Below are 22,662 nucleotides of genomic sequence, written 5' to 3'. Positions count from 1 at the left end.
ACCTTGGGGTGTCATGGTCTCAGCCCAGGCTGCGCCCGGGTTTGGCGAAGGCCGCGCGGGCCCGGGCCGCCTGCGCGCGCACCACGCAGCCCTCGGCGTGGTCGTTGACCAGGCCCATCGCCTGCATGAAGGCGAACACCGTGGTCGGGCCGACGAACTTCCAGCCCATCTTCTTGAGCGCTTTCGACAAGGCCACCGAGGTGTCCGAGGTCGAGGCGGTTTGCGGCGTGCCGAGTGTGGCCGGGTCCGGTTCGTGCCGCCAGAAGAAGGCGGCCAGCGAGCCTTCTTGCGCGATCAGCGCCTGGGCGCAGCGCGCGTTGTGGATGGCCGCCTCGATCTTGCCGCGGTGGCGCACGATGCCGGCGTCCTGCAGCAGGCGCTCGACGTCGTCGGCGGTGAAGCGCGCCACCCGCTCGATGTCGAAGCCGCGGAAAGCCGCGCGGAAGTTTTCGCGCTTGGCCAGGATGGTCCGCCAGCTCAAGCCCGACTGGAAGCCCTCCAAGCAGAGCTTTTCGAACAGGCGGCGGTCGTCGGCCACGGGGAAGCCCCATTCGGTGTCGTGGTAGGGCAGGAACTCGGGCGCCGATGCGCACCAGCGGCAGCGGGGCTGCCCATCGGGGCCGGGGAGGGTGGTGGTGCTCATGGCCTGCATTGTCGCCGTGCCGGCGGCGCTGCAAGACACCTGCACAGCAGTTAGACTGCCGGCTCTTTCCCGACACCTGCCCCGTCGCCTGCGTCACCCCTACCTCCTGAAGGACCTGCCATGCCCGTCACCACCACCTCCTCCGGCCTGCAATTCGAAGACACCGTGGAAGGCAGCGGCGACGTCGCCAATGCGGGTGCCCACGTCACCGTGCACTACACCGGCTGGCTGTACGAGAACGGCGTCAAGGGCGCCAAGTTCGACTCCTCCAAGGACCGCCGCGACCCCTTCCAGTTCCCCCTGGGCGCCGGCCACGTCATCCGCGGCTGGGACGAAGGCGTGCAAGGCATGAAGGTTGGCGGCACCCGCATCCTGGTGATCCCGGCCGAGCTGGGCTACGGTGCCCGCGGCGCCGGTGGCGTGATCCCGCCGAACGCCACGCTGATGTTCGAAGTCGAGCTGCTGGGCGTCTGAGCCCGGCGCCATCCGATGTTCGCCCCCTCGCAGGAACAGGTCCGGCGCTTCTTCTGTGAAGCCTGGGCCAAGCAGCAGGCCGGTCAGCCCCTGACGCCCCTGGAGGCGCAGGCGGCCGACTGGATCGTGCAGCACCCCGAGTACCACGCCGACCTGGCCGATGTGGATGTGGCGCTGGCCGCCATGTACACCGTCGAGGAGGGGCGCACCAACCCCTTCCTGCACCTGTCGATGCACCTGTCCATCACGGAGCAGGTCAGCATCGACCAGCCGCGGGGCATCCGCGCCGCCGTCCAGGCCCTGGCCCAGCGCCGAGGCTCCCTGCACGAGGCGCACCACGAGGCCATGGAGGCCCTGGGCGAGATGGTCTGGGCCTCGCAGCGCGCCGGCCAGCCCTTCGACGGCGAGGCCTACATCGAACGCATCCGCATGCGCGCCGGCCACTGAGCACGCCGCAAATGGGGGGCGCTGCGCGCCAGCTTGGCCCTCCACCCGCGGGATGTCGCCTGCGCCCATCGGCCCTTGTAAAGCCCTAGACTGTGCACTTCGCACGATTTCCGTCTTTGGGTTGAACCATGCCGATCCTTGCCATGTCTTCCGGTACCGTCACCGCCGTCTGGGGCCAAGCGTTTTTGCGCCTGCCCAACGGGCAATTGCGCGCTGTGAAAGTCGGCGACAAGGTCGTCGGCGGCCAGCAGATCATCACGGAAGACAACGGCCTGGTGCAGATCGCGCCTGACGCGGTGCGCACGCTGCCAGCGCAGGCGGCCAAGCCCCTGCCCGCAGACGCCGTCATCGCCGACCTCAACAACACCGTGCCCCTGGACCCGCCGGGCGGTGGCCTGCAGGGTGGCCTCGCCGGCAGCCTGTCGTCGGGCCTGCGCGTGGACCGCATCGCCGAGGGCGTGACGCCCCTGGCCCTTGACTTCGGCACCGAGCGCGTGCTGCCTCCGCCCATCTTCGCGGTCACGGCGCCGCAGGCCAGCACGCTGGCCGCTGCCGCTGCCCCCGTGACGCCCACGCCCACGCCTGAGCCCGAGCCGACCCAGCCCCAGCTCAGCATCAACGACGTGCGCGTCAACGAAGGCGCCGGCGTGGCGACCTTCACCATCAGCCTGGACAAGGCCTCCAACCAGCCGGTCACCGTCACCTACACCAGCCGCAGCGGCACCGCCTTGGTCGGCACCGGTGAGGGCGCCGACGCGGGCCTGGTCACCGAGACCGTCACCATCCCCGTCGGCCAGACCTCGGTCGATGTCACGGTGCCCATCGTCAACGACCGCACCTACGAAGGCAGCGAAACCTTCCTGGTTGACCTGAGCCAGCCCACCAACGCCGGCATCGCCAAGGGCACCGGCACGGGCACCATCCTCGACGATGGCACCGGCACCCTGGGCCCCGACCAGCGCGTCGCCGACGACGACCGCCCCGTGATGCAGATCGCCGTGGGCCCCACGGTGGTGGAAGGCGAGCCGGTGGTGTTCGTGCTCTCGCTGAGCCAGCCCTCGAACTTCCCCGTCGGCGTGACGCTCAAGCTGCTCACCGGCGCGGTGGACCCGGTCACGGGCCTGGGCCAGTACATCACCCCAGGCGAAGACAGCACACCGCTGGAAGTGTTCAACCCGACGACGGGCCAGTGGGAGTTGCTGAGCGGCGCGCTGGCCTTCGCGCCCGGCACCACGGCGCTGCAGGTGCGCGTGCCCACGCTGAACGACGGCGCGGTGGAAGGCATGGAGATCGTCAGCCTGCAGGCCACGGCCTCCGGTGACATCGCCCCGGGCACAGGTGCGCCGGTGGCGGCCGCGGTCGCGCTGCGCGACAACGACGCCGAGGCCACGGTCTATGAATCCGGCCTGACCACCACGATGCCGAGCAGCAGCCCCACCACCCGAGCCACCGGCCCCTCGCCCCTGGTGGATGGCCAAGGCAACCCGGTGGCCGGCACGGTGACCGCACCCACCCAGGCGGTGACGACGGCCTCCGGCCAGACGGTGGTGTGGAAGTCCGACGGCAACGGCGGCCTGATCGGCTACGCGGGGGATGCACCCGGTGCGCGCGCCGTGGCCTCGCTGACTTTGTCGGCCGATGGTCAGTACACCTTCGACCTCAAGCAGCCCCTGCAACACGCCAATGGCCAGACCGACCTGACACTGGACTTCGGCCTGACGCCCACCACCGCAGGCGGTGTGCCAGACGCCACCCTGCGCATCCACGTGATCGACGCCCAACCCGCGCTGCCGGCCGTGTCCATCGACTCGGTGACCGTCAACGAAGGTGCCGGCGTGGCGACCTTCACCATCAGCCTGGACAAGCCCTCGGCTCAGCCCGTCACCGTCACCTACACCAGCCGCAGCGGCACGGCCGTGGTCGGCACCGGCGAAGGCGCCGATGCGGGCGTGGTCACGCAGACCGTCACCATCCCGGCCAACCAGACCTCGGCCCAGGTCACCGTGCCTGTGACCAACGACGGCACCTACGAAGGCAGCGAAACCTTCCAGGTGGTGCTCAGCCAACCGGTCAACGCGACCATCGGGCAGGGCACCGGCACGGGCACCATCCTTGACAACGGCAGCGGCACCCTGGGCCCCAACCAGACCGTGGCCGACAACGACCGCCCCGCCGTGCAGATCGCTGCGGGCACTGCGGTGGTCGAAGACCAGCCGGCGGTGTTCACGCTGTCACTGACGCACCCCTCCAACTTCCCCGTGGACGTGGCCCTCAAGCTGCTGACGGGTGCGGTGGACCCGGTCACGGGCCAGGGCCAATACATCACCCCGGGCGAGGACAGCACCCCGCTGGAAGTGCTCAACCCGAAGACGGGTCAGTGGGAGTTGCTGAGCGGCGCGCTGGTGTTCCAGCCTGGCACGACCTCGCTGCAGGTGCGCGTGCCCACGCTGAACGATGACGCGGTGGAAGGCACGGAAATCGTCGGCCTGCAGGCCACCGCCTCGGGTGACACGGCCCCTGGTGGCGCCGGCCCGCTGACGGCGGCGGTCACGGTGCGTGACAACGATGCCGAAGGCACGGTTTACGAGTCCAGCCTGGCGGGCATCACCACCCCGACGCCCTCCATCTTCAAGGGCAGCCTGGGCGTGGTGGACACCGGCAATCAACCTGTGCCAATCACGCTCAAGGCACCGGCCGACGCGCTGTTCACCAGCATCAGCGGCCAGAAGCTGGTCTGGACCACCGAGGCCAACGGCGACCTCGTGGCCCGTGCTGGCAGCACCGCCGATGCGCCCCTGGTGGCGCGCTTGAGCACCGACGGCCAGGGCGGCGTCAGCTTCTCGCTGCTGCAGGCCCTCCAGCACGCCGACGGCAGCGATGTGCAGGACATCCGGTTCGCCATGCAGCCGGTGGGCGCCACCACGGATGCTGGCAATGGCACCTTGACCATCCACGTGATGGACGACCAGCCGCGCCTGCCCGCGACCATCGACGTCTCGGCCACGACCCTGGACACCAACCTCCTGCTGGTGCTGGACACGTCCAGCGCCATGGGGGCTGCCAGCGGTGTGGGCGACCTCACCCGCCTGCAGGCCGCGGTGAAGTCCCTGACCCAGCTCATCGACCGCTACGACCAGTTCGGCGAGGTGGCTGTGCGCGTGGTCACGTTCTCGGGCACGGCCCAGGCCCAGACCGACCACTGGCTCAGCGCCGGCGAGGCCAAGGCGCTGCTGGCCGCGCTGAACGCCGGTGGCAGCAACGAGCTCAACCACGCGGTGGCCCTGTTGGCCGCGCGTGACGCCTTCGACAGCGTCGGCAAGCTGGCCGATGCCCAGAACGTGTCCTACTTCCTGGCCGGCGGCAACCCGTCGGACCTGGGCGGCGTCAGCCCCCTGACCGCCAACGGCTGGACGAGCTTCCTCAACGAGCACCAGATCAAGAGCCAGGCCGTGGGCCTGGGCGCCGAAGTGGGGCCGTCGGGCCAGGCGGCGCTGGACGCCATCGCCTACGACGGCCAGGCTTCCTCGGATCTGAGCGCCACCCTCATCACGGCCTTCGATGGCCTGACCGGCGCGCTCAACAGCTCGACCCGCGACACCATCTCGGGCCGCTTGGTCAACACGGCCACCAGCGCCGGGGGCCTGGTCGGCGCCGATGGCTTCGACCACGTTGGCGCCGTCACCATCGACGGCAAGACCCAGGCATTCGTGGCCGGTCAGAACGCGGTGAAGACGTTCACGACCGATGCGGGCGGCGTGTTCACCGTCAACATGCTGACCTCCGAGTACAGCTACGCCGCGCCTTCGGGCAGCTTCGGCCAGATCCAGGAGCAGATCACCTTCACCCTGGTGGACCACGATGGCGACGCCGGCAAGTCGGTGCTCAACATCAACCTGGACCACACCGATGTCCGCGTGGGCACGGCGGCCGACAACGCGATCTCGGGCGATGGCAGCAGCCAGTTCATGATGGGCCGCGAGGGCAACGACGCCCTGACGGGCAGCGATGGCAGCGACATCCTGGTGGGCAATGCGGGCAACGACGAGCTGCGCGGCGGCCTGGGCCGGGACACCTTGGTGGGCGGTGCCGGCAACGACCAGCTGGAAGGTGGTCAGGGCAGCGATGTGTTCGCGTGGCGCTTCAGCGATGCGGGCACGCCGATGGCACCCGCCGAAGACCACGTGCGCGATTTCGGCGCGGCCTTGCCCAACCGCGGTGGCGATGTGCTCGACCTGCGCGACCTGCTGCAAGGCGAGCATGGCAGCTCGGGCCTCTACAACATCGGCCAGTACATCCACATCAACGCCGAGGCGGGCAGCACCGTCATCCGCGTCAGCAGCATCGGCGATTTCAGCACCACCGATGCGAACATGGGTGCGGCCGACCAGCGCATCGTGCTGGACAACGTGGACCTGGTGGCCCGCCTGGGTGCGGGCCTGAGCGAGCAGCAGTTGATTGCCAAGCTCGTCGAGCAAGGCAAGCTGCTGGTGGACGCCTGATCAGCGCCTGATCAGCGGCGCAGCTTCGGCTGTGCCACGGTCTTGAGCTCGCCGGGCAGGCTGGCCACGTAGGTGGCCAACTGCTTGAGCTCGGTGTGGGTGAACAGCTTGGCCTGGGTGCCCATGATGGCGTTGGCCCGGCCGATCTGCGGGTTGCGCTCGGTCTGGTAGGACTTCAGCGCCACGTACAGGTAGTCGGCGTGCTGTCCGGCGATCTTCGGGTAGCTGGCGTCGATGGGCTTGTTCAGGTCGGCGCCATGGCAAGCCATGCAATTGCCCTTGGTGAGCAGCGCCTGGATGTCGGCGGACGGTGCCGCAGGGGCGGCTGAGGCCGCAGGTGAGGGCAGGTCCTTGCCGCTGGCCTCGTAGAAGGCAGCCACGTCGGCGATGTCCTGGTCGCTCATGGACGCGGCAATGCCCTTCATCGTCGGGTGCTTGCGCTCGCCCTTGCGGTAGGCGGTGAGTGCCGCGGCGATGTACTTCGCGTTCTGCCCCGAGATCTTGGGCACCTTGTGCACCTCGGGGAAGCTGGCCTGGTAGCCCGCGATGCCATGGCAACCGATGCACATGGCGACTTTCTGGCGGGCGGCGGTCGCGTCGGCCATGCCGTCTGCGGTCTGGGCCTGGGCGGCCGAGCTGCCCAAGGCGGTCAGGCCAGCGGCCAGGGCGATGATGGCCAGGGAGGAAAAGCGCATCGAGGGTGTTTTCATGGGTCGTCGGTCAGGAAGGGATGTCCGGCAGGGAAAAACACAGGGTTCGGGGCATTATTGGGGCTCGCCCTATACTCGAACACAGTAACAACCCGGTTGAGTCTGCGCATGAAATTCCAAGGAACCGACGAATACGTCGCCACCGACGACCTGAAACTCGCTGTCAATGCCGCGCTGAAACTCCAGCGCCCGCTGTTGGTCAAGGGCGAGCCAGGCACCGGCAAGACCATGCTGGCCGAGCAAGTCTCGATGGCACTCGGCATGCCGCTGTTGCAATGGCACATCAAATCGACCACCAAGGCGCAGCAGGGCCTGTACGAATACGACGCGGTCAGCCGCCTGCGCGACAGCCAGCTCGGCGAGGAAAAGGTCAAGGACATCCACAACTACATCGTCAAGGGTGTGTTGTGGCAGGCCTTCGACGCCGACCAGCCGGTGGCCCTGCTGATCGACGAAATCGACAAGGCCGACATCGAATTCCCGAATGACCTCCTGCGCGAAATCGACCGCATGGAGTTCTACGTGTACGAGACGCGCCAGCTGGTCAAGGCCCGCCACCGGCCGCTGGTGATCATCACCTCGAACAACGAAAAAGACCTGCCCGACGCCTTCCTGCGCCGCTGCTTCTTCCACTACATCCGCTTCCCCGACGCCACGACGATGAAGCAGATCGTCGATGTGCACTTCCCGCACATCAAGCAGGATTTGCTGTCGGCGGCCATGCGCCACTTCTACGAGGTGCGCAACCTGCCCGGCCTGAAGAAGAAGCCGAGCACCTCGGAACTGATCGACTGGCTCAAGCTGCTGGTGGCCGAGGACATCCCGGCCGAGGCGCTGCAGAGCAAAGACGAGAAGGTCAGCGTGCCGCCGCTGGTGGGCGCGCTGCTCAAGAACGAGCAGGACCTCAGCCTGTTCGAGCGCCTGGTCCACATGGCCCGCCACAACCGCTGAGCTGCCGTCAGGGCCCGCTTTGCAGCCTCAGGCGGCCAGCGGGTCGGCCACTTCCACCCGGTTGCGACCCTGGGCCTTCGCACGGTAGAGGGCGTCGTCGGCGCGCCGCAGCAGCGCGTCCATGGGCTCGGTGGGGTCTGTCGCACAGGCCACGCCGGTGCTGATGGTCACGCCCAGGGTCTCGTCGTGCCAGGTGATTTCGCGCCCGTGCACGGCGGCGCGCAGGCGCTCGGCGGCTTGCACGGCGCCCTCGTGCTCGGTGTGGGGCAGCAGCACGCAGAACTCCTCGCCGCCATAGCGGGCGACGCGGTCCACCTCGCGGGCCTGATCCGCCAGCGTCTGGGCCACCTGGCGCAAGACCTCGTCGCCGGCCGCATGGCCCAGCAGGTCGTTGATGCGCTTGAAGTGGTCGATGTCCACCAGCAGCACCGAGAACGGTTCGTTGAAGCGCTGCAGGCGGTGTGCCTCGCGGGCCAGGCATTGCTCGATGGCGCGGCGGTTGAGCAAGCCGGTCAGGCTGTCGTGCTGTGACAGGTGCTGCAGCCGGTTGACCAGGCGCATGACCACGATGTAGCCCTGCACGAACGCGACCACGATGGACAGCACCGCTGTCACGAACACCAGCGCGACCTGGCGCACTTCCAGCGGGGGCAGCAGGGCCTGTGCGCCTGTCTGGCCCATGAGCACGGCGACGCTGGTGAGCGTGAACACGAGGGCGGTGGCACACAGCACCACGCTGGACGCCAAGGCCGTGCCCGGGCGGAACTCGCGGGCAATGGCGGCGTGGGTCTCTCGGGCGCATTTCAGCAGCAGGGCCACCATGACCAGGCAGGACGCGAAGATGCCCAGGGAAGGCCACCCCAGCGGGGCGCACAGCAGCAGGTTGAAAGCCGCCATGCCTGCGACCAGGCGAACGAAGTCGGACGTGGTGTGGGGCATGCGCAGGAAGGACAGCAAACCGCGTCGCAGCGAGGCCGCGCCCAGCACCGCCAGGGTGCAGGCCAGCATCACCTGCAGGCTGCTGTGGGTGCCGCCTTCGGTCACCGTGACCAGCAGCGCGGCGCCGTTGGCGATGCTGGCGCGCATCCACTCGGCGGCGGCGCGCCGCGACAGCCCCATCCAGCGCCCGCCAATCAGCCACATGGCCGTGGTGAGGCTGTGCATCAGCAGGATGTAGGCTGTCAACAGCAGGTGGGGAGAGATGTGCATGCGCGCGGGGACTCCAACTCAATGCCGCTGCCGTGTCGCCTCTGTGCTGCTTCGATGCCGGATCATGGCCTGGCCCTGGCAGGACACCCGTTCAGGGGTCAAAATAGCGCCAGATTCGCAGGACAGCCTATGCTCATCGACTTCTTCTTCGCCTTGCGTGCGGCCCGACTGCCGGTGACCATCCCCGAGTACCTCAGCTTGCTGGAGGCGATCAAGGCGGACGTCATCGAACCGTCGGTGGACGAGTTCTACCACCTTGCGAGGATGTCGCTGGTCAAGAACGAAGCGCATTTCGACAAATTCGACCGCGCTTTTGCCACCTATTTCAGGGGGGGCTCGGCCGCGCTGGAGATGGGCAAGGACATTCCCTTGGATTGGCTGCGCAAGCATTTCGAGCGCGAACTCACGCCCGAGGACAAGGCCAGGATCGAGGCCATGGGCTGGGACAAGCTCATGGACCGCATCAAGCAGCTGCTCGAAGAACAGAAAGAGCGCCACGAGGGCGGCAACAAGTGGATCGGCACGGGTGGCACCTCGCCGTTTGGCGCACACGGTTATAACCCGGAGGGGATCCGCATCGGCCAGGACAAGTCGCGCAACCGCAGCGCGGTGAAGGTGTGGGACAAGCGCGAGTTCAAGGACTACGACGACTCGATCGAACTCGACACCCGCAGCATCAAGGTGGCCTTGCGCCGCCTGCGCAAATTCGCCCGCCAGGGTGCGGCCGAGGAACTCGACCTGGACCACACCATCCACGCCACGGCGGCCAATGCCGGCATGCTGGACATCAAGATGGTGCCCGAGCGCCACAACACCGTGAAGGTGCTGCTGCTGATGGACGTGGGCGGTTCGATGGACGACCACGTGCACCGCGTGGAGGAGTTGTTTTCGGCGGCCAAGAGCGAGTTCAAGCACCTGGAGTTTTTCTACTTCCACAACTGCGTCTATGACTTCATGTGGAAGAACAACCACCGCCGCTTCACCGAGAAGGTCCCGACCTGGGACATCCTGCGCAAGTACAACAAGGACTACAAGCTGATCTTCGTGGGCGATGCGACCATGAGCCCTTACGAGATCCTGCAGCCGCACGGCAGCGTGGAGTACAACAACGAGGAAGCCGGCGCGGAGTGGATCGCACGCCTGACGCACGCCTTCCCCAACCACGCCTGGATCAACCCCGAGCCGCAGGGTGTGTGGGGCTACCGCCAGAGCGTGTCCATCATGCAGCAGCTGGTGGGCGGGCGCATGTTCCCCATGAGTTTGCAGGGCCTGGAAAGCGCCATGCGTCTGTTGAGCAAATGAGCTTGTCCTGCGGGCTTCGCCTGGCTGTGAGGATGGCTGGGTGCCTGGTCGGGTGTCTGGTGGGGTCCTTGGCTGGGCCGCTGGTGGCGTGGGCTCAGGTGGTGCCTGTGACGCCCGCGATGCCAGCGGTGGCGGGCGCTTCGGCACCTGCGGCATCACCGCGGGCTGCCCGCCTGCCCTTGAACTGGCGCCTGGTGGTCGATGCGCCATCGCCCCTGGACAGTCTGCTGGAGGCCAACCTCGACCTGGCGCGCTTCCAGCAGGATGCCAACGTCAGCCGCGGTGAGTTGCGGCGCCTGGTGGCGGCGGTGCCCGAGCAGGCGCGCAGCCTGCTGGACGCGCAAGGCTACTTCGCCGCGCAGGTGCGCATCCGGGTGCAGGACGGGACGGCGGACAGCGACGCCTCGCGGCTCACCGGTGCAGAAGGTGCATCGGTGGCAGACCGCCAAGATGTGACGGTGACCGTGACGGTCGAGCCAGGCCCGCGCACACAGGTGAGTCGCGTGCAGTTCGTCTTTGAAGGCGGGCTGGACCAGCGCCTCTCGGATGGCGACCCGGTGGCGCAGGCCCTGGCCGACCAGTTGGCGGCAAAGTGGGCCTTGCCCGAGGGCGAAGTGTTCCGCCAGGCCGACTGGTCATCGGCCAAGTCCGACACCCTGGCCCGGCTGCGCGCCGACACCTACCCCCTGGCGTCCTGGAGCGGCACGTCGGCCACGGTGGACGCGACTGCGCACACGGCCAGCCTCTTCCTGGTGGCCGATTCGGGGCCGGCGTTCGCCTTCGGGCCCATCCAGGTCGAGGGGCTGAAGCGCCAGCCGGCATCTGCCATCGTCAACCTGACGCCGTTCAAGCAGGGCGGGCCTTACCGCGAGCGCCAGGTGCTGGACTGGCAGGAGCGCATCCAGAAGCTGGGCCTGTTCGACAGCGTCTTCGTGTCGCCGGCACTGGACGCCAGCCACCCCGAGGCCACGCCGCTGGTGGTGCAGGTGCGCGAGCTGCCGCTGCAGTCGGCCACCGCAGGCATCGGCATCAGCAGTGACAATGGGCCGCGCCTGTCGCTGGAGCACCTGCACCGCCATGCCTTCGGACTGGACTGGCAGGCCAAGACCAAGGTGCAGCTGGGCGCGCGCCTGCAGGACGCCCAGCTCGACTTCACCTCCCACCCCTGGGAGGGCCACAAGCGCGGTCTGGTGTCGGCACAGACGACGGGCCTGACCGACAGCGACAACGCCGTCACCCGCAGCCAGCGGGCGCGTGTCGGCCTCTTGCGCGAAGGCGAGCGGCTGGAGCGCGCCGATTACGTCGAGCTGCAGCACGCCAGCGTGCGCTCGGCCACCGACGTGCTGGTGGCGAATGCCACGGCCCTGAGCGCCACCACGCAGTGGATTTTTCGCGACGTGGACAACCGCTTGCTGCCGACCCGCGGCACGGCCTCGATGGCGCAGTTGACCTTCGGGCGCACCTATTCGGCCCTGGATCAGCACGGCTTCTTCGGGCGGGCGCACACGCGCCTGACGGGCTACCTGCCGCTGCCGCTGGCGTGGCAGCTGACCGCACGCGGCGAGGTGGGGCAGGTGCTGGCCAACGAGTCCGTCAGCGTGCCCGACACGCTTTTGTTCCGCGCCGGTGGCGATGACTCGGTGCGGGGCTATGCCTACCGGTCGCTGGGTGTGGAGATCGCGGGCGTGACCACCGGTGCGCGTTCCGTGGCCACGGCCAGCCTGGAGCTGGCCCACGACTTGCCGGTGCGCGTGCCTGGCCTGCAAGGCGCCATCTTTGCCGATGCGGGTGATGCGGCCGACCGTTTCAGCAAGATGTCGGCCAAGCGCGGCTATGGCGTCGGCGTGCGCTGGCGCAGCCCGGTGGGGCCGTTCCGCCTGGACGTGGCCTACGGCGAAGCGGTGCAGCAGTGGCGCCTGCACTTCAGCGTGGGGGTGAGCCTGTGAGCGTGTCGGCCCGCCTGTTGCGCGCCTTGCTGCTCCTGCCGCTGATGGCCGTGTTGGCCGTGGGTGCGCTCTGGGCCCTGGCCCATGGCGAGGCCTTCAGCGGCTGGTTGGTGCGGCAGTTGCCGGGCGTGACCGTCACGCAGGCGCGCGGTGCGCTGCTGGGCGATTTCAGCGCCGACCGCATCGACGTGGCCTTGCCCCGCGGCGGGCGGCTGTGGCTGGTGGCGCCGCGCTGGCAAGGCCTGCGCCTGGTGCTGGACCCCAGCGCGCGTGTCGGCCTGGGCGTGCGCGCTGATGCCGTGTCAGCACAGCGGCTGGACCTGAGCTGGGTGAGCGACCCGGCCAGCCCGCCCGCGACCGCGCCGGACAGCCTGCGCCTGCCCCTGTCGGTAGGCATCCCGACGGTGCGTGTGGGCGAAGCCCGCAGTGATCTGTGGGGGGCGCCTTTGCAGCAATTGCAGTTGTCGCTGCAATTGCGCGATGACGTCCACCAGGTGCAGCTGCAGTCGCTGCACTGGTCGGGGTGGCGCCTGGGGCCGCAGGGCGCCAGCTTGCGCCTGGGCACGTCGGCGCCTCTGGCGGTGCAGTTGTCGGCGGTGGCCGTGGCGCAGCCTGAGCCGACGTCTGAGCCGATGTCTGAGCCGATGTCTGAGCGCGCGGCGGGCCAGGCAGCGGTGGGGGCCGATCGGGGCGGGGCAGTGCCCGTTGCGGCCTTGCCCGGCGAGCTGCATTTGCAAGCGCAAGGGTCGGTGAGCGACCTGCGCGTGCAGGGCCAGGCACGCTGGGCCGCGTCGGGGGGTGAGCAGCCCCAGCTGGACCTGGAAGCCCGCCTGCAGCCCTTCGCAGCCTGGCCGCTGGCGCAGGCCCGCGTGGCGGCGCGTGCGCTGGACCTGTCGGCCTTGCAACCGGGGCAGGATGGGCTGGACCAAGCGGGTGCGCCGCAGGCCTGGCCGCGCACCCGCCTGGATGGCACGCTTACCCTGGCCCCTCAAGGTGCCCGTGGCCTGGCTTTGGACATCGACCTGCGCAATGCCGGCGCCACCGCCTGGGGACAAGGCGGCGTGCCGCTGCTGGGCATGAAAGGTCGGTTCCTGGCACCCGAGGGGCAGAGGGTGGCGCAGGGGGCGCCGGTGAAAGCGCCGGCAGGCTCAGACTCAGACGCCGCTTGGACCGCTGCCTTGCAGCGCGCCAGTGCAGACCTGCGCTTGACCCTGCCCACTTTGGCGGGCCGTGCGCCAGCCACGGTGACGCTGCAAGGCGAGTGGGGCGCCCGCGAGGTGGTGCGCTTGACACTCGACGGGGTGCAGCCGCAGGCGCTGCACGTCGCGGCACCGCCGCTGCTGCTGCAAGGCGAGCTGCGTTTGCGACCGCAATGGGATGCAGCATCGACATCGACATCGACATCGACATCGACATCACCAGCGCCCAGCGGACAGGCCACGCCAGCCTCACCGGGCCTGCAGCGCGTCCAGATCGACGCCCACCTGGACGGCACCCTCGGCCCCGAGCACGCCCAGCGTGCCCAGGCGGCGTCCTGGCCGGCCATCCGCCAGCCCGTCGCGCTGGACCTCGATGGCGAGTGGCGGCCTCAGCTGTGGTCCGTGCGGACCTTGCGTTTGCGCACAGGCCAGGCGTCTGACGCGAAGCCGGGCAGCGAAGCCAGCCTGCGCGACGCGCGCCTGCGCTGGTTGGGGCCAAACGCCTGGCAGGCCCAGGGCGAGCTGGCCGTCGCGCGTTTCGACCCCCAGGTCTGGCTACCCTGGCCCCAGGGCATGGACCGGCGCAACAGCCTGTCTGCGCAAGGCCGCTTCGACATCGACCAGCGCGGCCACGGCCAAGCCGACCTGTCGCTCCTGCCCAGCACCCTGGCCGGCCTGCCCCTGCGCGGTGCGCTGCACTGGCGCGCCAGCGAGGCTGCGGCCCTGCAACTCCAGGCGGACCTGGACGTGGCAGGCAACCAGGTGCAGGCGCAAGGGCAGGGCACAGCCCAGCAGCCCTTGAACGGCGCCTGGCAGGTGCAGGTGGCAGCGGGACAGTTGCAGGCCCTGAGCCCCCTGGCACCGCTGCTCGGCCTGCGCCAGCTCCAGGGTGCCGTGCAAGCCGATGCCCGCTGGCAAGGCGGCTGGCCGCCGCGGGACAGCCACGGCACGCTCAATGCCCGTGAACTGCGCCTGACCCGCAGCGACGGCACGGCCGTGTCCCTGGCGTCGGCGGTGGGCGATTGGCACTGGGGTGGCGCTGGGGCTGGTGCGGGGGGCACGCTGGCGTCCATGCCTTTGCACCTGCAAGCCACGCTGCAAGGCCTGCGCACCGGTGGCCTGCAGATCGACCAGGCCCAGGCGACGCTGAGCGGCAGCCTCTCGGCCCACCAGTTTCGATTGGCTGGCGATGGCCGTGTGCTGTCTTCACCGGGTGTGGCCTCGGGCGGTGGGAGCGGCATGCCAGGGCATCTGGTGCTGTCCCTGGATGGCGGCTGGCAGGGCGGTCAGCCCGGTGGGCAGCCTGCGCTGGGGGAGACGTCGGTGTGGCGCGGGCGGCTTCAGCAAGCCAGTGTCACGGCCAGCGCATCGTCTTCGACACCGACACCGACACCGACACCGACACCGAGCACCTTGCCTGCCGGTGTGCCTCAGTGGTTCCAGGTCCAGCCCACCGACATCACCTGGCAGCAGGGGCCTGGCGTGCACCGCCTCGTGGTCCAGCCGACGCGTGTGCAGCTGATGGGGGCCGAGCTCACGGTGGAGCGGCTGCGGTGGCAGGGCAGCGCACCCGTGGCCACATCTGCGGCCACATCGGCGACCACCCCGTCCAACGACACCCAGCTCGACCTCCTGCTGCGCCTGGCCCCGTTGAACCTGCCGCAGTGGCTGGCGCGCTGGCAACCGCAGGCCGGTTGGGGCGGTGACCTCACCGTGGGCGGGCAGCTGCGAGCGCTGCGCCAGCCCGGGCGCCCCTGGGAGATCGACGCCGAGCTGGCGCGCCAGGCGGGCGACGTCACCTTGTCCGAGCCCACGGTGGAAGGCCAGACGGCCCAGCGCCTGGGCCTGCGCGAGGCCCGCGCCAGCCTGAGCGTGCGCAACGGCCTGTGGACCTTGCAGCAAACGCTGGACGGCCGCGTGCTGGGGCGCTTGTCCGGCCGCCAGACCGTCCAAGCGCATGACCCGATGGCGCTGCCCCAGGCCGGCGCAGCCTTGTCGGGCGAGGTGGACATGCAGGTGGCCAGCCTGCGCCCCCTGGCCACCTGGGCCCCGGCGGGCTGGCGCCTCAATGGCCAGTTGCAGGCCCGCGCCCAGATCGGCGGCACCCTCGGTGTGCCGCGCTGGTCGGGCTGGGTGCAGGGCGAACAGCTGGCGATCTCGCAGTCTCTGCTGGGCGTGCACCTGAGCGAAGGCCAGTTGCGCATCGACCTCGACGGCGAGCGCGCGCGGCTGACGCGCTTCGTGGCCTCGGGCGGGCCGCAGGGCGGGCGCGTGCTGGCCGATGGCGAGGCCACGCTGGGCGCGTCACCGCAGCTGAAGCTGCACGTGCAGGCCGAACGTTTCGCGGCCTTGCAGCGCATCGACCGGCGCATCGTTCTCAGTGGCGACACCCAGGCCACCGTCAGCGCCGACAGCCTGCAGGTGCGTGGCCGCGTCCAGATCGACGAAGGCCTCATCGACATCGGCCATGCCAGCGCCCCCACCTTGGGCGACGATGTGACCGTGCGCCGCCGCCCAGGCACCCCGCCCGACGATGGCGATGCGGCCTCGTCGGACGGCGGCAGTGGCACCAACAACGCCAGCAGCAAGGCCAACAGCAACGTCCAGCGCAAGGTCGATGCCGACATCGCCCTGGACCTGGGCCAGCAGCTGCGCCTCAAAGGGCACGGCCTGGACGGCCTGCTGGTGGGTCAGTTGCAGGTCAGCACGCCATCGAACAAGCCGTCCATCAAGGGCGTGGTCAAGCTCTCGCAAGGCACGTTCGCCGCCTATGGCCAGAAACTGCGCATCGAGCGCAGCACCATCACCTTCACCGGGCTGATCGATAACCCGCGGCTGGACATCCTGGCCATGCGCCCGCAGCTGCCCACCGCCGACGAAAGCGATGTGCGCGTGGGCGTGCGCATCACCGGCACGGCGCTGGACCCGCGCATCCGGCTGTACTCCGAGCCCTCCTTGTCGGAGACGGAGCAGCTCTCCTGGCTGGTGCTGGGGCGCGCCCCCACGGGCCTGGGCGGTGCCGACATCGGCCTGCTGCAATCGGCCGCGGTGGCCTTGCTGTCGGGCGACAGCCGCGAGGGCTTGACGGACAAGGTCATCGGCCTGCTGGGCCTGGACAACCTCTCGGTGCGCCAAAGCGAGGGCACGGTGCGCGACACCGTGGTCAACGTGGGCAAGCAGGTCTCGCGCCACTGGTACGTGGGCTACGAGCGCAACCTCAACGCCACGGGTGGGAACTGGCAGCTCATCTACGCCCTGGCGCAGCGTTTCAAGCTGCGCGCCCAGGCGGGTGCGGACAACGCGGTGGACTTGATCTGGCAGTGGCGCTGGGACTGAGCCTGAACCCAAGCCCGAACCGGGCCATCAATGTCCGGCGTGCAGCCTTTTTTGCAGCCGCCGCGTGCCCCACCAGATGCCCAGCAACACCAGCGGGATGAGCGCACCGGCGAGCAACTCCGGGTTGAGCGGCAAGCCCGCGGCCTTGCCCGCCTTGCCCACGTACAGGATCAGGCTGACCACGTAGTAGGCGATGGCTGCGATGGAGAGGCCTTCCACCGTGGTTTGCAGGCGCAATTGCATCTCTTGCCCGCGCGTGAGCTTTTCCAGCAGCGTCTGGTTTTGCGACTCGGTGGCGATGTCCACGCGCGTGCGCAGCAGGGCGCTGGCGCGCTCGATGCGCTGCGACAGCGAGCTCAGGCGCTGGGCCGTGGCCTGCACCGTCGCCATCGCCGGCGACACCCGCCGCAGCACGAACTCGCCCACCGTTTGCGTGCCGGGGATGGGGGTTTCGCGCAGCTGCTCGATGCGCTGCTCGACCAGGGCGTAGTAAGCCTGCGTGGCCGTGAAGCGGTAGAGGTGGGTGGCCGTGGCGCGCTCCACTGTGGCGGCCAGGGCGATGAGCTTGTCCAGCAGCTCCTGGTCGGAGGCGTCCTTGTTTTCCATGCGCGCCGTGATCTCGGCCAGGCGGGCTTCGGCGTCACCGAGCATGGGCGCCAGCGTTTTGGCCACGGGCAGGCCGCGCAGGGCCATCAGGCGGTAAGTTTCGAGTTCCAGCAGGCGCTGTGAGATGCGGCCCACGCGCTGGTCCGAGGTGTTGGTCGGCGAGATGACCAGCAGGCGCTCGAAGCCGCTGTCGCGCAGGCGGAAGTCCGTCATGGCGCACGAGCGGCGGATGCCCAGCAGCGAGGCCAGGGTGTCACGGCCATCGAACCAGGGCGCGGCGGTGGCGCGCATGGCTGGGGTGTCATCGACATCGCCATGCACCATGGCCATCATGATGGCGGCCACGGTTTTGCCGGGGATGCCGGCCAGCCAGGCCACATCGACCGCCAGCGAGCGCATCAGCGCGGCTTCGTGCGCGCCATCGGTGTGATCGCCGTCGGTGCTCGCGGCCAGGGCCTCACCGGGCAAGGCCTGGACGATGGAGTAGCGGCTGAACTCGGTGTGGCGCTCCCACTTGAGGGTGTGATCGGCAAAACGCAGGCGCACGAAGTTGCCCGACAGCGCCTGCAGCGGCAGGTCTTGCTGGCCGGGCAGGGCGCGCAGGTGGGCCCATTCGTCGTCTCGGCTCACGCCCTCGTTGAGCACGGCCACATACACCACCAGGGCCGGCAGGCGGATGCGGGCCGGCGGTCGGGCGTGGACCTCGTTGTGCAGCAGCTCGCGCTGGGCGTCGTCGGCGGGCAGGGCGCGGGGCAGGGCCGTGTGGTGCGTGTGGCTGGCGTCCATGCGGGGTCCTCAGCGCAACTTGCCCAGCATGGCTTCCATCTGGTCGAGCACCGCGTCCACGACTTCGGCGGTGCTGGCTGCGGCCGCCGCGTCATCGGTGTCCGGCGCGCCCAGGCGCTCGTTGAGCTCCTGCGCCATCAGGCAACGCACCATGCGCAGCCAGGTGCTGTCCAGCGCCTTGCGCACGGCCGACATCTGCACGGCGACCGGCTGGCAGGGCTCGCCCGCCTCGATCATGCGCTGGATGCCACGCAACTGCCCCTCGGCACGTTTGAGGCGGTTGAGGATGTCGGTGCGGGCGTCGTTGTCCAGGGTGGTCATGGGCAGGCAGGTGTCGGCAGTCCGGGCAGTCTAGGCATACCCGGCGGGGTAGGCAAGGGTGTTGGCCCTGATCAACCGGGGATCAGCCGGGGATCAGCACGCTGACCTCGGGCCGCGCCGGGTCGTGGAAAACCTTGACGCGCGCACCCACGGGATACGGCGCCAGCGCCTGTTCGGCCTCTTCGCGGCTGAAATGGTGGCGGCCAAAAGCCTGCAGGCGGTTGCCCTCGTGGGTCACGCCCTGGACGCTGTAGCGGTAGCGCACCTCGGCCATCCAGTCGTTCTTGCCGGCCTCGGGTTCGCCCGACTGGGCGTTGAAGGGTCGTGCGCGGGACTCGGTGATTTCGCCCTCCACGCTGGGCCACTGCGGGCTGGCCTGCTTGATCTGCCAGGCGCGCCAGGCCAGGAAACAGAAGGCCAGCACGAAGGCGGCGACGATGTACTTGCCAAGTTGGTCGGGCATGGCGGCATTGTGCCTGCGCCGATGCCGGGGGTCCGCTGGCGGTGCGCTGTGGCTTTTTGGGCGAAGATGCAGGCCGCACCGCAGTGACATCGCCATGACGACCCCCACCGACCCCTCCCACAGCGCCGAACACAGCCCTTTTTATGCTCACCTCGCCCGCCTGCGCTACATCAAGCGCTGGGGCCTGATGCGCAACGCCGAAGAGGAGGACGTGGCCCAGCACAGTTGGGAGGTCGCGGTGCTGGCGCATGCGCTGGCCGTCATCAGCCGGGACGTGTTCCAGCAGCCGGTGGACCCCAACGCGGTGGCCGCGCGCGCGCTGTTCCACGATGCCACCGAAGCGATCACGGGTGATTTGCCCACGCCGGTCAAGTACTCGCCGGCCATGCGTCACGCCACGGCCAACCTCGAGGGCGAGGTCTGCCGCGAGATGGTGTCGCTCCTGCCCGTGGCCTTGCAGCCCTCGCTCACCGCCGTGATGGACCACGAGACCTGGCCTGCGCACGAGGCCGCCCTGGTCAAGACGGCCGACCGCCTGGCCGCGTGGCTCAAGTGCCAGGCCGAACTGCGCTTTGGCAACCCCGAGTTCGCACAGGCCGAGCAGCAGATCCGCCGCAAGCTAGACGAGCACATGACGCCCGAGCTGCGCTATTTCCTCGACACCTTCGCCCCGGCCTTCGCCCTCACGCTCGACTCGCTGATGCAAGGCGAGTGAGCGCGGGCAGCGCCCTGACTTCCAGGCCCCTCAGGCCCCTCAGGCCGCTCAGGTCTCTGGGGCTTCTCGTGCCTGCCCCGCCATCAGCGCGACGTTGCCGCCGGCGGCTGTGGTGTTGACGGTGAGGGTTTGCTCCACGCAGAAACGCGGCAGGTAGTGCGGGCCGCCGGCCTTCGGGCCGGTGCCGCTCAAGCCCTCACCGCCGAAGGGCTGCAGGCCCACCACCGCGCCCACCGTGTTGCGGTTGACATAGACGTTGCCCACCTGGGCCCGTGTGGCCAGGGCCTGCGCGCGGCTGTCGATGCGGGTCTGGATGCCCAGGGTGAGGCCATGGCCCAGCGCGTTGATGTCGTCGATGACCAGGGCCGCATCGCCCGACCAGCGCACCACCTGCAGCACCGGGCCGAAGATTTCCTCCCGGACGGCCGCGATGCTGTCCACCTCGAAGGCCAGCGGGGTCTGCACATGCGGCACGGCCAGGTCGCGGGGAGGGCGCTCCGCCCACAGAGGGCGGCCGTGGCGGCGCAGCCGCTCGACCTGGGCGCAGAGCTTGGCATGGGCTTCGGCGTCGATCAGCGGGCCGATGTCGGTGTCGATGCGGGCCGGATCGCCGACACGCAGCTCCGCCACGGCGCCCGCGATCATCGCCAGGGTGCGCTCGGCGATGTCCTCGTGCAGGCACAGCAGGCGCAGCGCCGAGCAACGCTGCCCGGCCGAGCGGAAGGCGCTTTGCAGCACGGCGTCGCAGACCTGCTCGGGCAGGGCGCTGGGGTCCACCAGCATGGCGTTGATGCCGCCGGTTTCCGCGATCAGCGGCACGATGGGGCCGTCTTTGGCCGCCAGCGCGCGCTGGATGTGCTTGGCCACGGCCGTGGAGCCTGTGAAGGCCACGCCGGCCACGCCCGGGTGTGCGACCAAGGTGGCGCCCACCGTTTCGCCAGGCCCGTGCAGCACCTGGAGCACATCGCTGGGCACGCCCGCGTCGTGCAGCAAGCCCACGGCGGCCAGGGCGACGCCAGGTGTTTGCTCTGCCGGCTTGGCCAGCACGGTGTTGCCGGTGACCAGGGCCGCGGCCACCTGGCCCACAAAGATGGCCAGCGGGAAGTTCCAGGGGCTGATGCAGACCCACATGCCGCGGCCGTGCAGGCGCAGGGTGTTGGTCTCGCCGGTCACGCCGGGCCAGGGGGCTGGCAGGTTCACTGGCGCCATCACACGCTCGGCTTCGACGGCGTAGTAGCGCAGGAAGTCGATGGCCTCGCGCACCTCGGCCACCGCATCTGGCCAAGTCTTGCGGCCTTCGTCCACCAGCAGCGCGCAGAACGCGGGCAAGCGGTTTTGCAGGGCGTCGGCGGCGTGCCGCAAGACGGCGGCACGTTGCGTGACCGGGCGGCGGCGCCAGGCGGGGGCGGCCGCCAGGCTGCGTTGCGCCGCAGCAGCGACGTCGTCCGCCGAGGCTTCGGCCACGGTGGGCAGCACGGCGGTCTGGCGCGCTTGCAACAGCGCATCGCGGTCGCGGCGCACGCTCAGGTCCACGCCCATGCTGTTGGGCCGGGCCGGGCCGAACAGGTCGCGCGGCAGTGGCAGGCCCGAGGCCGGCAGCAGGTGCAGTGGCGAGCGCAGCAGTTCGTCCACGCCGCAGGCTGGATCGGCCAGCTGGTGCACGAACGATGAGTTGGCGCCGTTTTCCAGCAGGCGGCGCACCAGGTAGGCCAGCAGGTCGCGGTGCGGGCCCACCGGCGCATACACGCGGCAGCTGATCAGCGGTTCGCGCAACACCTCTCGGTACACGGCTTCGCCCATGCCATGCAGGCGCTGCAGCTCGAAGCGTGCGCCGCTGCGCTCGGCCATCTGCAGCAGCGCGGCGATGGTGCCGGCGTTGTGCGTGGCGAACTGCGGGAACAGGGCATCGGGCGCGGCCAGCATGGCGCGGGCGCAGGCCAGGTAGCTGATGTCGGTGTGCTGCTTGTGCGTGAACACCGGGTAGTGCGCCAGGCCCGCCTCCTGGGCGCGCTTGATTTCGGCGTCCCAATAGGCGCCCTTGACCAGGCGGCACATCAGCTTGACACCGTGGCGGCGTGCCATTGCGATCACGTGCTCGACCAATTCCAGCGAGCGCGTTTGGTAAGCCTGCAAGGCCAGGCCGAAGCCTTGCCACTGCGGGTGTTCGGCGGCGATGCGCGCGACCAGCGCCTCGGCCACATCGAGTGAGAGCTCCAGGCGGTCAACCTCTTCGGCGTCCAGCGTGAGGTTGAGGTCGGCGCGGGCCGCGCGGTCGCACAGCGCCCAGACGCGCGGCACCAGCTCTGCCATGACGCGCTCATGTTGGGCTTCTTCATAACGCGGGTGCAGGGCGCTGAGCTTGATCGACAGGCCATCGGCCAAGGCCGGGGTGTGGGCCTCGCGCTGGCTGGCCGCGATGGCGTCCAGCGCGCGTTCGTAGCTGGCCAGGTAGCGCTGGGCGTCGTCTTCGGTGCGGGCGCCTTCGCCGAGCATGTCGAAGCTGAAACGCACGTGGGGTTGTGCGCGGTGGGTGCGCGCCGATTGCGCCAAGGCCTGTGCGATGCTTTCGCCCAGCACGAACTGCTGGCCCAGCAACTGCACGGCGCGCACGGTGGCGGTGACCACGGCGCGGGCGCCCAGGCGCGCCGCGAGGCCCGTGCTGCCATCGGCATCGGGCAGGAACTTCTTGGACAGCGCCACCGCGGCATGTGTCAGCCGCCCCATGGCCGACTCGGACTGACGGGTGTGGCCGGCTGTGTCCGCGAAATCGGCGCGGCCGAGTTGGTCGGACGTCAGCGCGATGGCGGTGTCCGCATCGGGCACCCGCAGCAGGGCCTCGGCCAGGCGCATCAGGGCCAGGCCCTCCTTGCTGGAGATGGGGAATTCCTTGAGCAGCGATTCCAGCGCCCAGAACGGGGCCGGGTGGGCGCGCACCGCCTCCACCCAGGGGCGGGCCTGCCGCGCGACCGCCGCCCAGTCGAGGGTGCCTTCCAGGCTGTGCAGGCGCTGGCGCACCACGTCGGTTTCGGGGCGGTCGGGGGCGGGCAGGCGCATG

At 69.6% G+C, this 22,662-nt stretch carries 15 protein-coding genes; 8 read left to right on the top strand and 7 right to left on the bottom strand.

Annotated features, from left to right (window positions below):
* Positions 1–19: 19 nt before the first annotated feature.
* Entirely contained in the window at positions 20–643 is a 624-nt protein-coding gene (locus tag EV672_RS08335) for a DNA-3-methyladenine glycosylase I (RefSeq protein ID WP_133608127.1), read from the bottom strand.
* 120 nt (positions 644–763) lie between these two features.
* Between EV672_RS08335 and EV672_RS08330 the strand changes: the two genes are divergently transcribed.
* The 3 genes from EV672_RS08330 to EV672_RS08320 all read left to right on the top strand — a co-directional run bounded on the left by EV672_RS08330 (position 764) and on the right by EV672_RS08320 (position 6,063).
* Positions 764–1,117, top strand: a complete 354-nt coding sequence (locus tag EV672_RS08330; protein WP_133608125.1) for an FKBP-type peptidyl-prolyl cis-trans isomerase — start codon at positions 764–766, stop codon at positions 1,115–1,117.
* Positions 1,118–1,132: 15 nt separating this feature from the next.
* The gene (locus EV672_RS08325; RefSeq protein WP_133608123.1) at positions 1,133–1,564 is read left to right on the top strand and encodes a DUF1841 family protein; all 432 of its coding nucleotides are present in this window, start codon (positions 1,133–1,135) and stop codon (positions 1,562–1,564) included.
* Positions 1,565–1,707: 143 nt separating this feature from the next.
* Positions 1,708–6,063 (top strand): Calx-beta domain-containing protein, encoded by a 4,356-nt coding sequence (locus tag EV672_RS08320; protein ID WP_166643510.1) that lies wholly within the window; start codon positions 1,708–1,710, stop codon positions 6,061–6,063.
* Between the two features lie 11 nt (positions 6,064–6,074).
* Here the strand turns inward: EV672_RS08320 and EV672_RS08315 are convergent, their stop codons facing one another.
* Entirely contained in the window at positions 6,075–6,773 is a 699-nt protein-coding gene (locus tag EV672_RS08315) for a c-type cytochrome (RefSeq protein WP_243738580.1), read from the bottom strand.
* A 108-nt stretch (positions 6,774–6,881) separates the two neighbouring features.
* On the opposite strand from EV672_RS08315, the gene EV672_RS08310 reads away from it, so the two are divergent.
* Positions 6,882–7,724 carry an AAA family ATPase gene (locus tag EV672_RS08310; RefSeq protein ID WP_133608119.1) on the top strand — a complete coding sequence of 281 codons (843 nt, stop codon included), beginning with the start codon at positions 6,882–6,884 and terminating at the stop codon, positions 7,722–7,724.
* 27 nt (positions 7,725–7,751) lie between these two features.
* Here the strand turns inward: EV672_RS08310 and EV672_RS08305 are convergent, their stop codons facing one another.
* Positions 7,752–8,933 (bottom strand): GGDEF domain-containing protein, encoded by a 1,182-nt coding sequence (locus tag EV672_RS08305; RefSeq protein ID WP_133608117.1) that lies wholly within the window; start codon positions 8,931–8,933, stop codon positions 7,752–7,754.
* Between the two features lie 129 nt (positions 8,934–9,062).
* Between EV672_RS08305 and EV672_RS08300 the strand changes: the two genes are divergently transcribed.
* From EV672_RS08300 to EV672_RS08290, 3 genes are all read left to right on the top strand, one after another.
* A complete protein-coding gene (locus EV672_RS08300; protein ID WP_133608115.1) occupies positions 9,063–10,235 on the top strand; it encodes a vWA domain-containing protein in 1,173 nt (390 codons plus the stop codon).
* A 107-nt stretch (positions 10,236–10,342) separates the two neighbouring features.
* The gene (locus EV672_RS08295; protein ID WP_166643509.1) at positions 10,343–12,181 is read left to right on the top strand and encodes an autotransporter assembly complex protein TamA; all 1,839 of its coding nucleotides are present in this window, start codon (positions 10,343–10,345) and stop codon (positions 12,179–12,181) included.
* Complete coding sequence (locus EV672_RS08290; protein WP_133608111.1) at positions 12,178–16,716, top strand: translocation/assembly module TamB domain-containing protein; 4,539 nt, start codon at positions 12,178–12,180, stop codon at positions 16,714–16,716. The genes EV672_RS08295 and EV672_RS08290 overlap by 4 nt, the downstream gene beginning before the upstream one ends.
* A 27-nt stretch (positions 16,717–16,743) precedes the next feature.
* Here EV672_RS08290 and EV672_RS08285 read toward each other — a convergent pair whose 3' ends face one another.
* From EV672_RS08285 to EV672_RS08275, 3 genes are all read right to left on the bottom strand, one after another.
* Positions 16,744–18,108, bottom strand: a complete 1,365-nt coding sequence (locus EV672_RS08285) for a DUF3422 family protein (protein ID WP_133608109.1) — start codon at positions 18,106–18,108, stop codon at positions 16,744–16,746.
* A gap of 9 nt (positions 18,109–18,117) precedes the next feature.
* Complete coding sequence (locus tag EV672_RS08280; protein ID WP_133608107.1) at positions 18,118–18,429, bottom strand: metal-sensing transcriptional repressor; 312 nt, start codon at positions 18,427–18,429, stop codon at positions 18,118–18,120.
* 82 nt (positions 18,430–18,511) lie between these two features.
* Positions 18,512–18,892: a DUF3592 domain-containing protein gene (locus EV672_RS08275; RefSeq protein ID WP_166643508.1), complete on the bottom strand. Its 381-nt coding sequence runs from the start codon at positions 18,890–18,892 to the stop codon at positions 18,512–18,514.
* Positions 18,893–18,986: 94 nt separating this feature from the next.
* Here EV672_RS08275 and yfbR point away from each other — a divergent pair, with 94 nt between their 5' ends.
* Positions 18,987–19,607 (top strand): 5'-deoxynucleotidase, encoded by a 621-nt coding sequence (gene yfbR / locus EV672_RS08270; RefSeq protein WP_133608103.1) that lies wholly within the window; start codon positions 18,987–18,989, stop codon positions 19,605–19,607.
* A 48-nt stretch (positions 19,608–19,655) separates the two neighbouring features.
* Here yfbR and EV672_RS08265 read toward each other — a convergent pair whose 3' ends face one another.
* Positions 19,656–22,661, bottom strand: coding sequence for an L-glutamate gamma-semialdehyde dehydrogenase (locus EV672_RS08265; RefSeq protein WP_133608101.1), 3,006 nt, complete (start codon positions 22,659–22,661; stop codon positions 19,656–19,658).
* Position 22,662: the final 1 nt, after the last annotated feature.

This window comes from Aquabacterium commune, from assembly GCF_004362855.1.
GTDB classification, from domain to species: Bacteria; Pseudomonadota; Gammaproteobacteria; order Burkholderiales; family Burkholderiaceae_C; genus Aquabacterium; species Aquabacterium commune.
The sequence above is the reverse complement of the archived record's forward strand: the minus strand, read 5'-3'. Positions and strand labels throughout refer to the sequence as shown.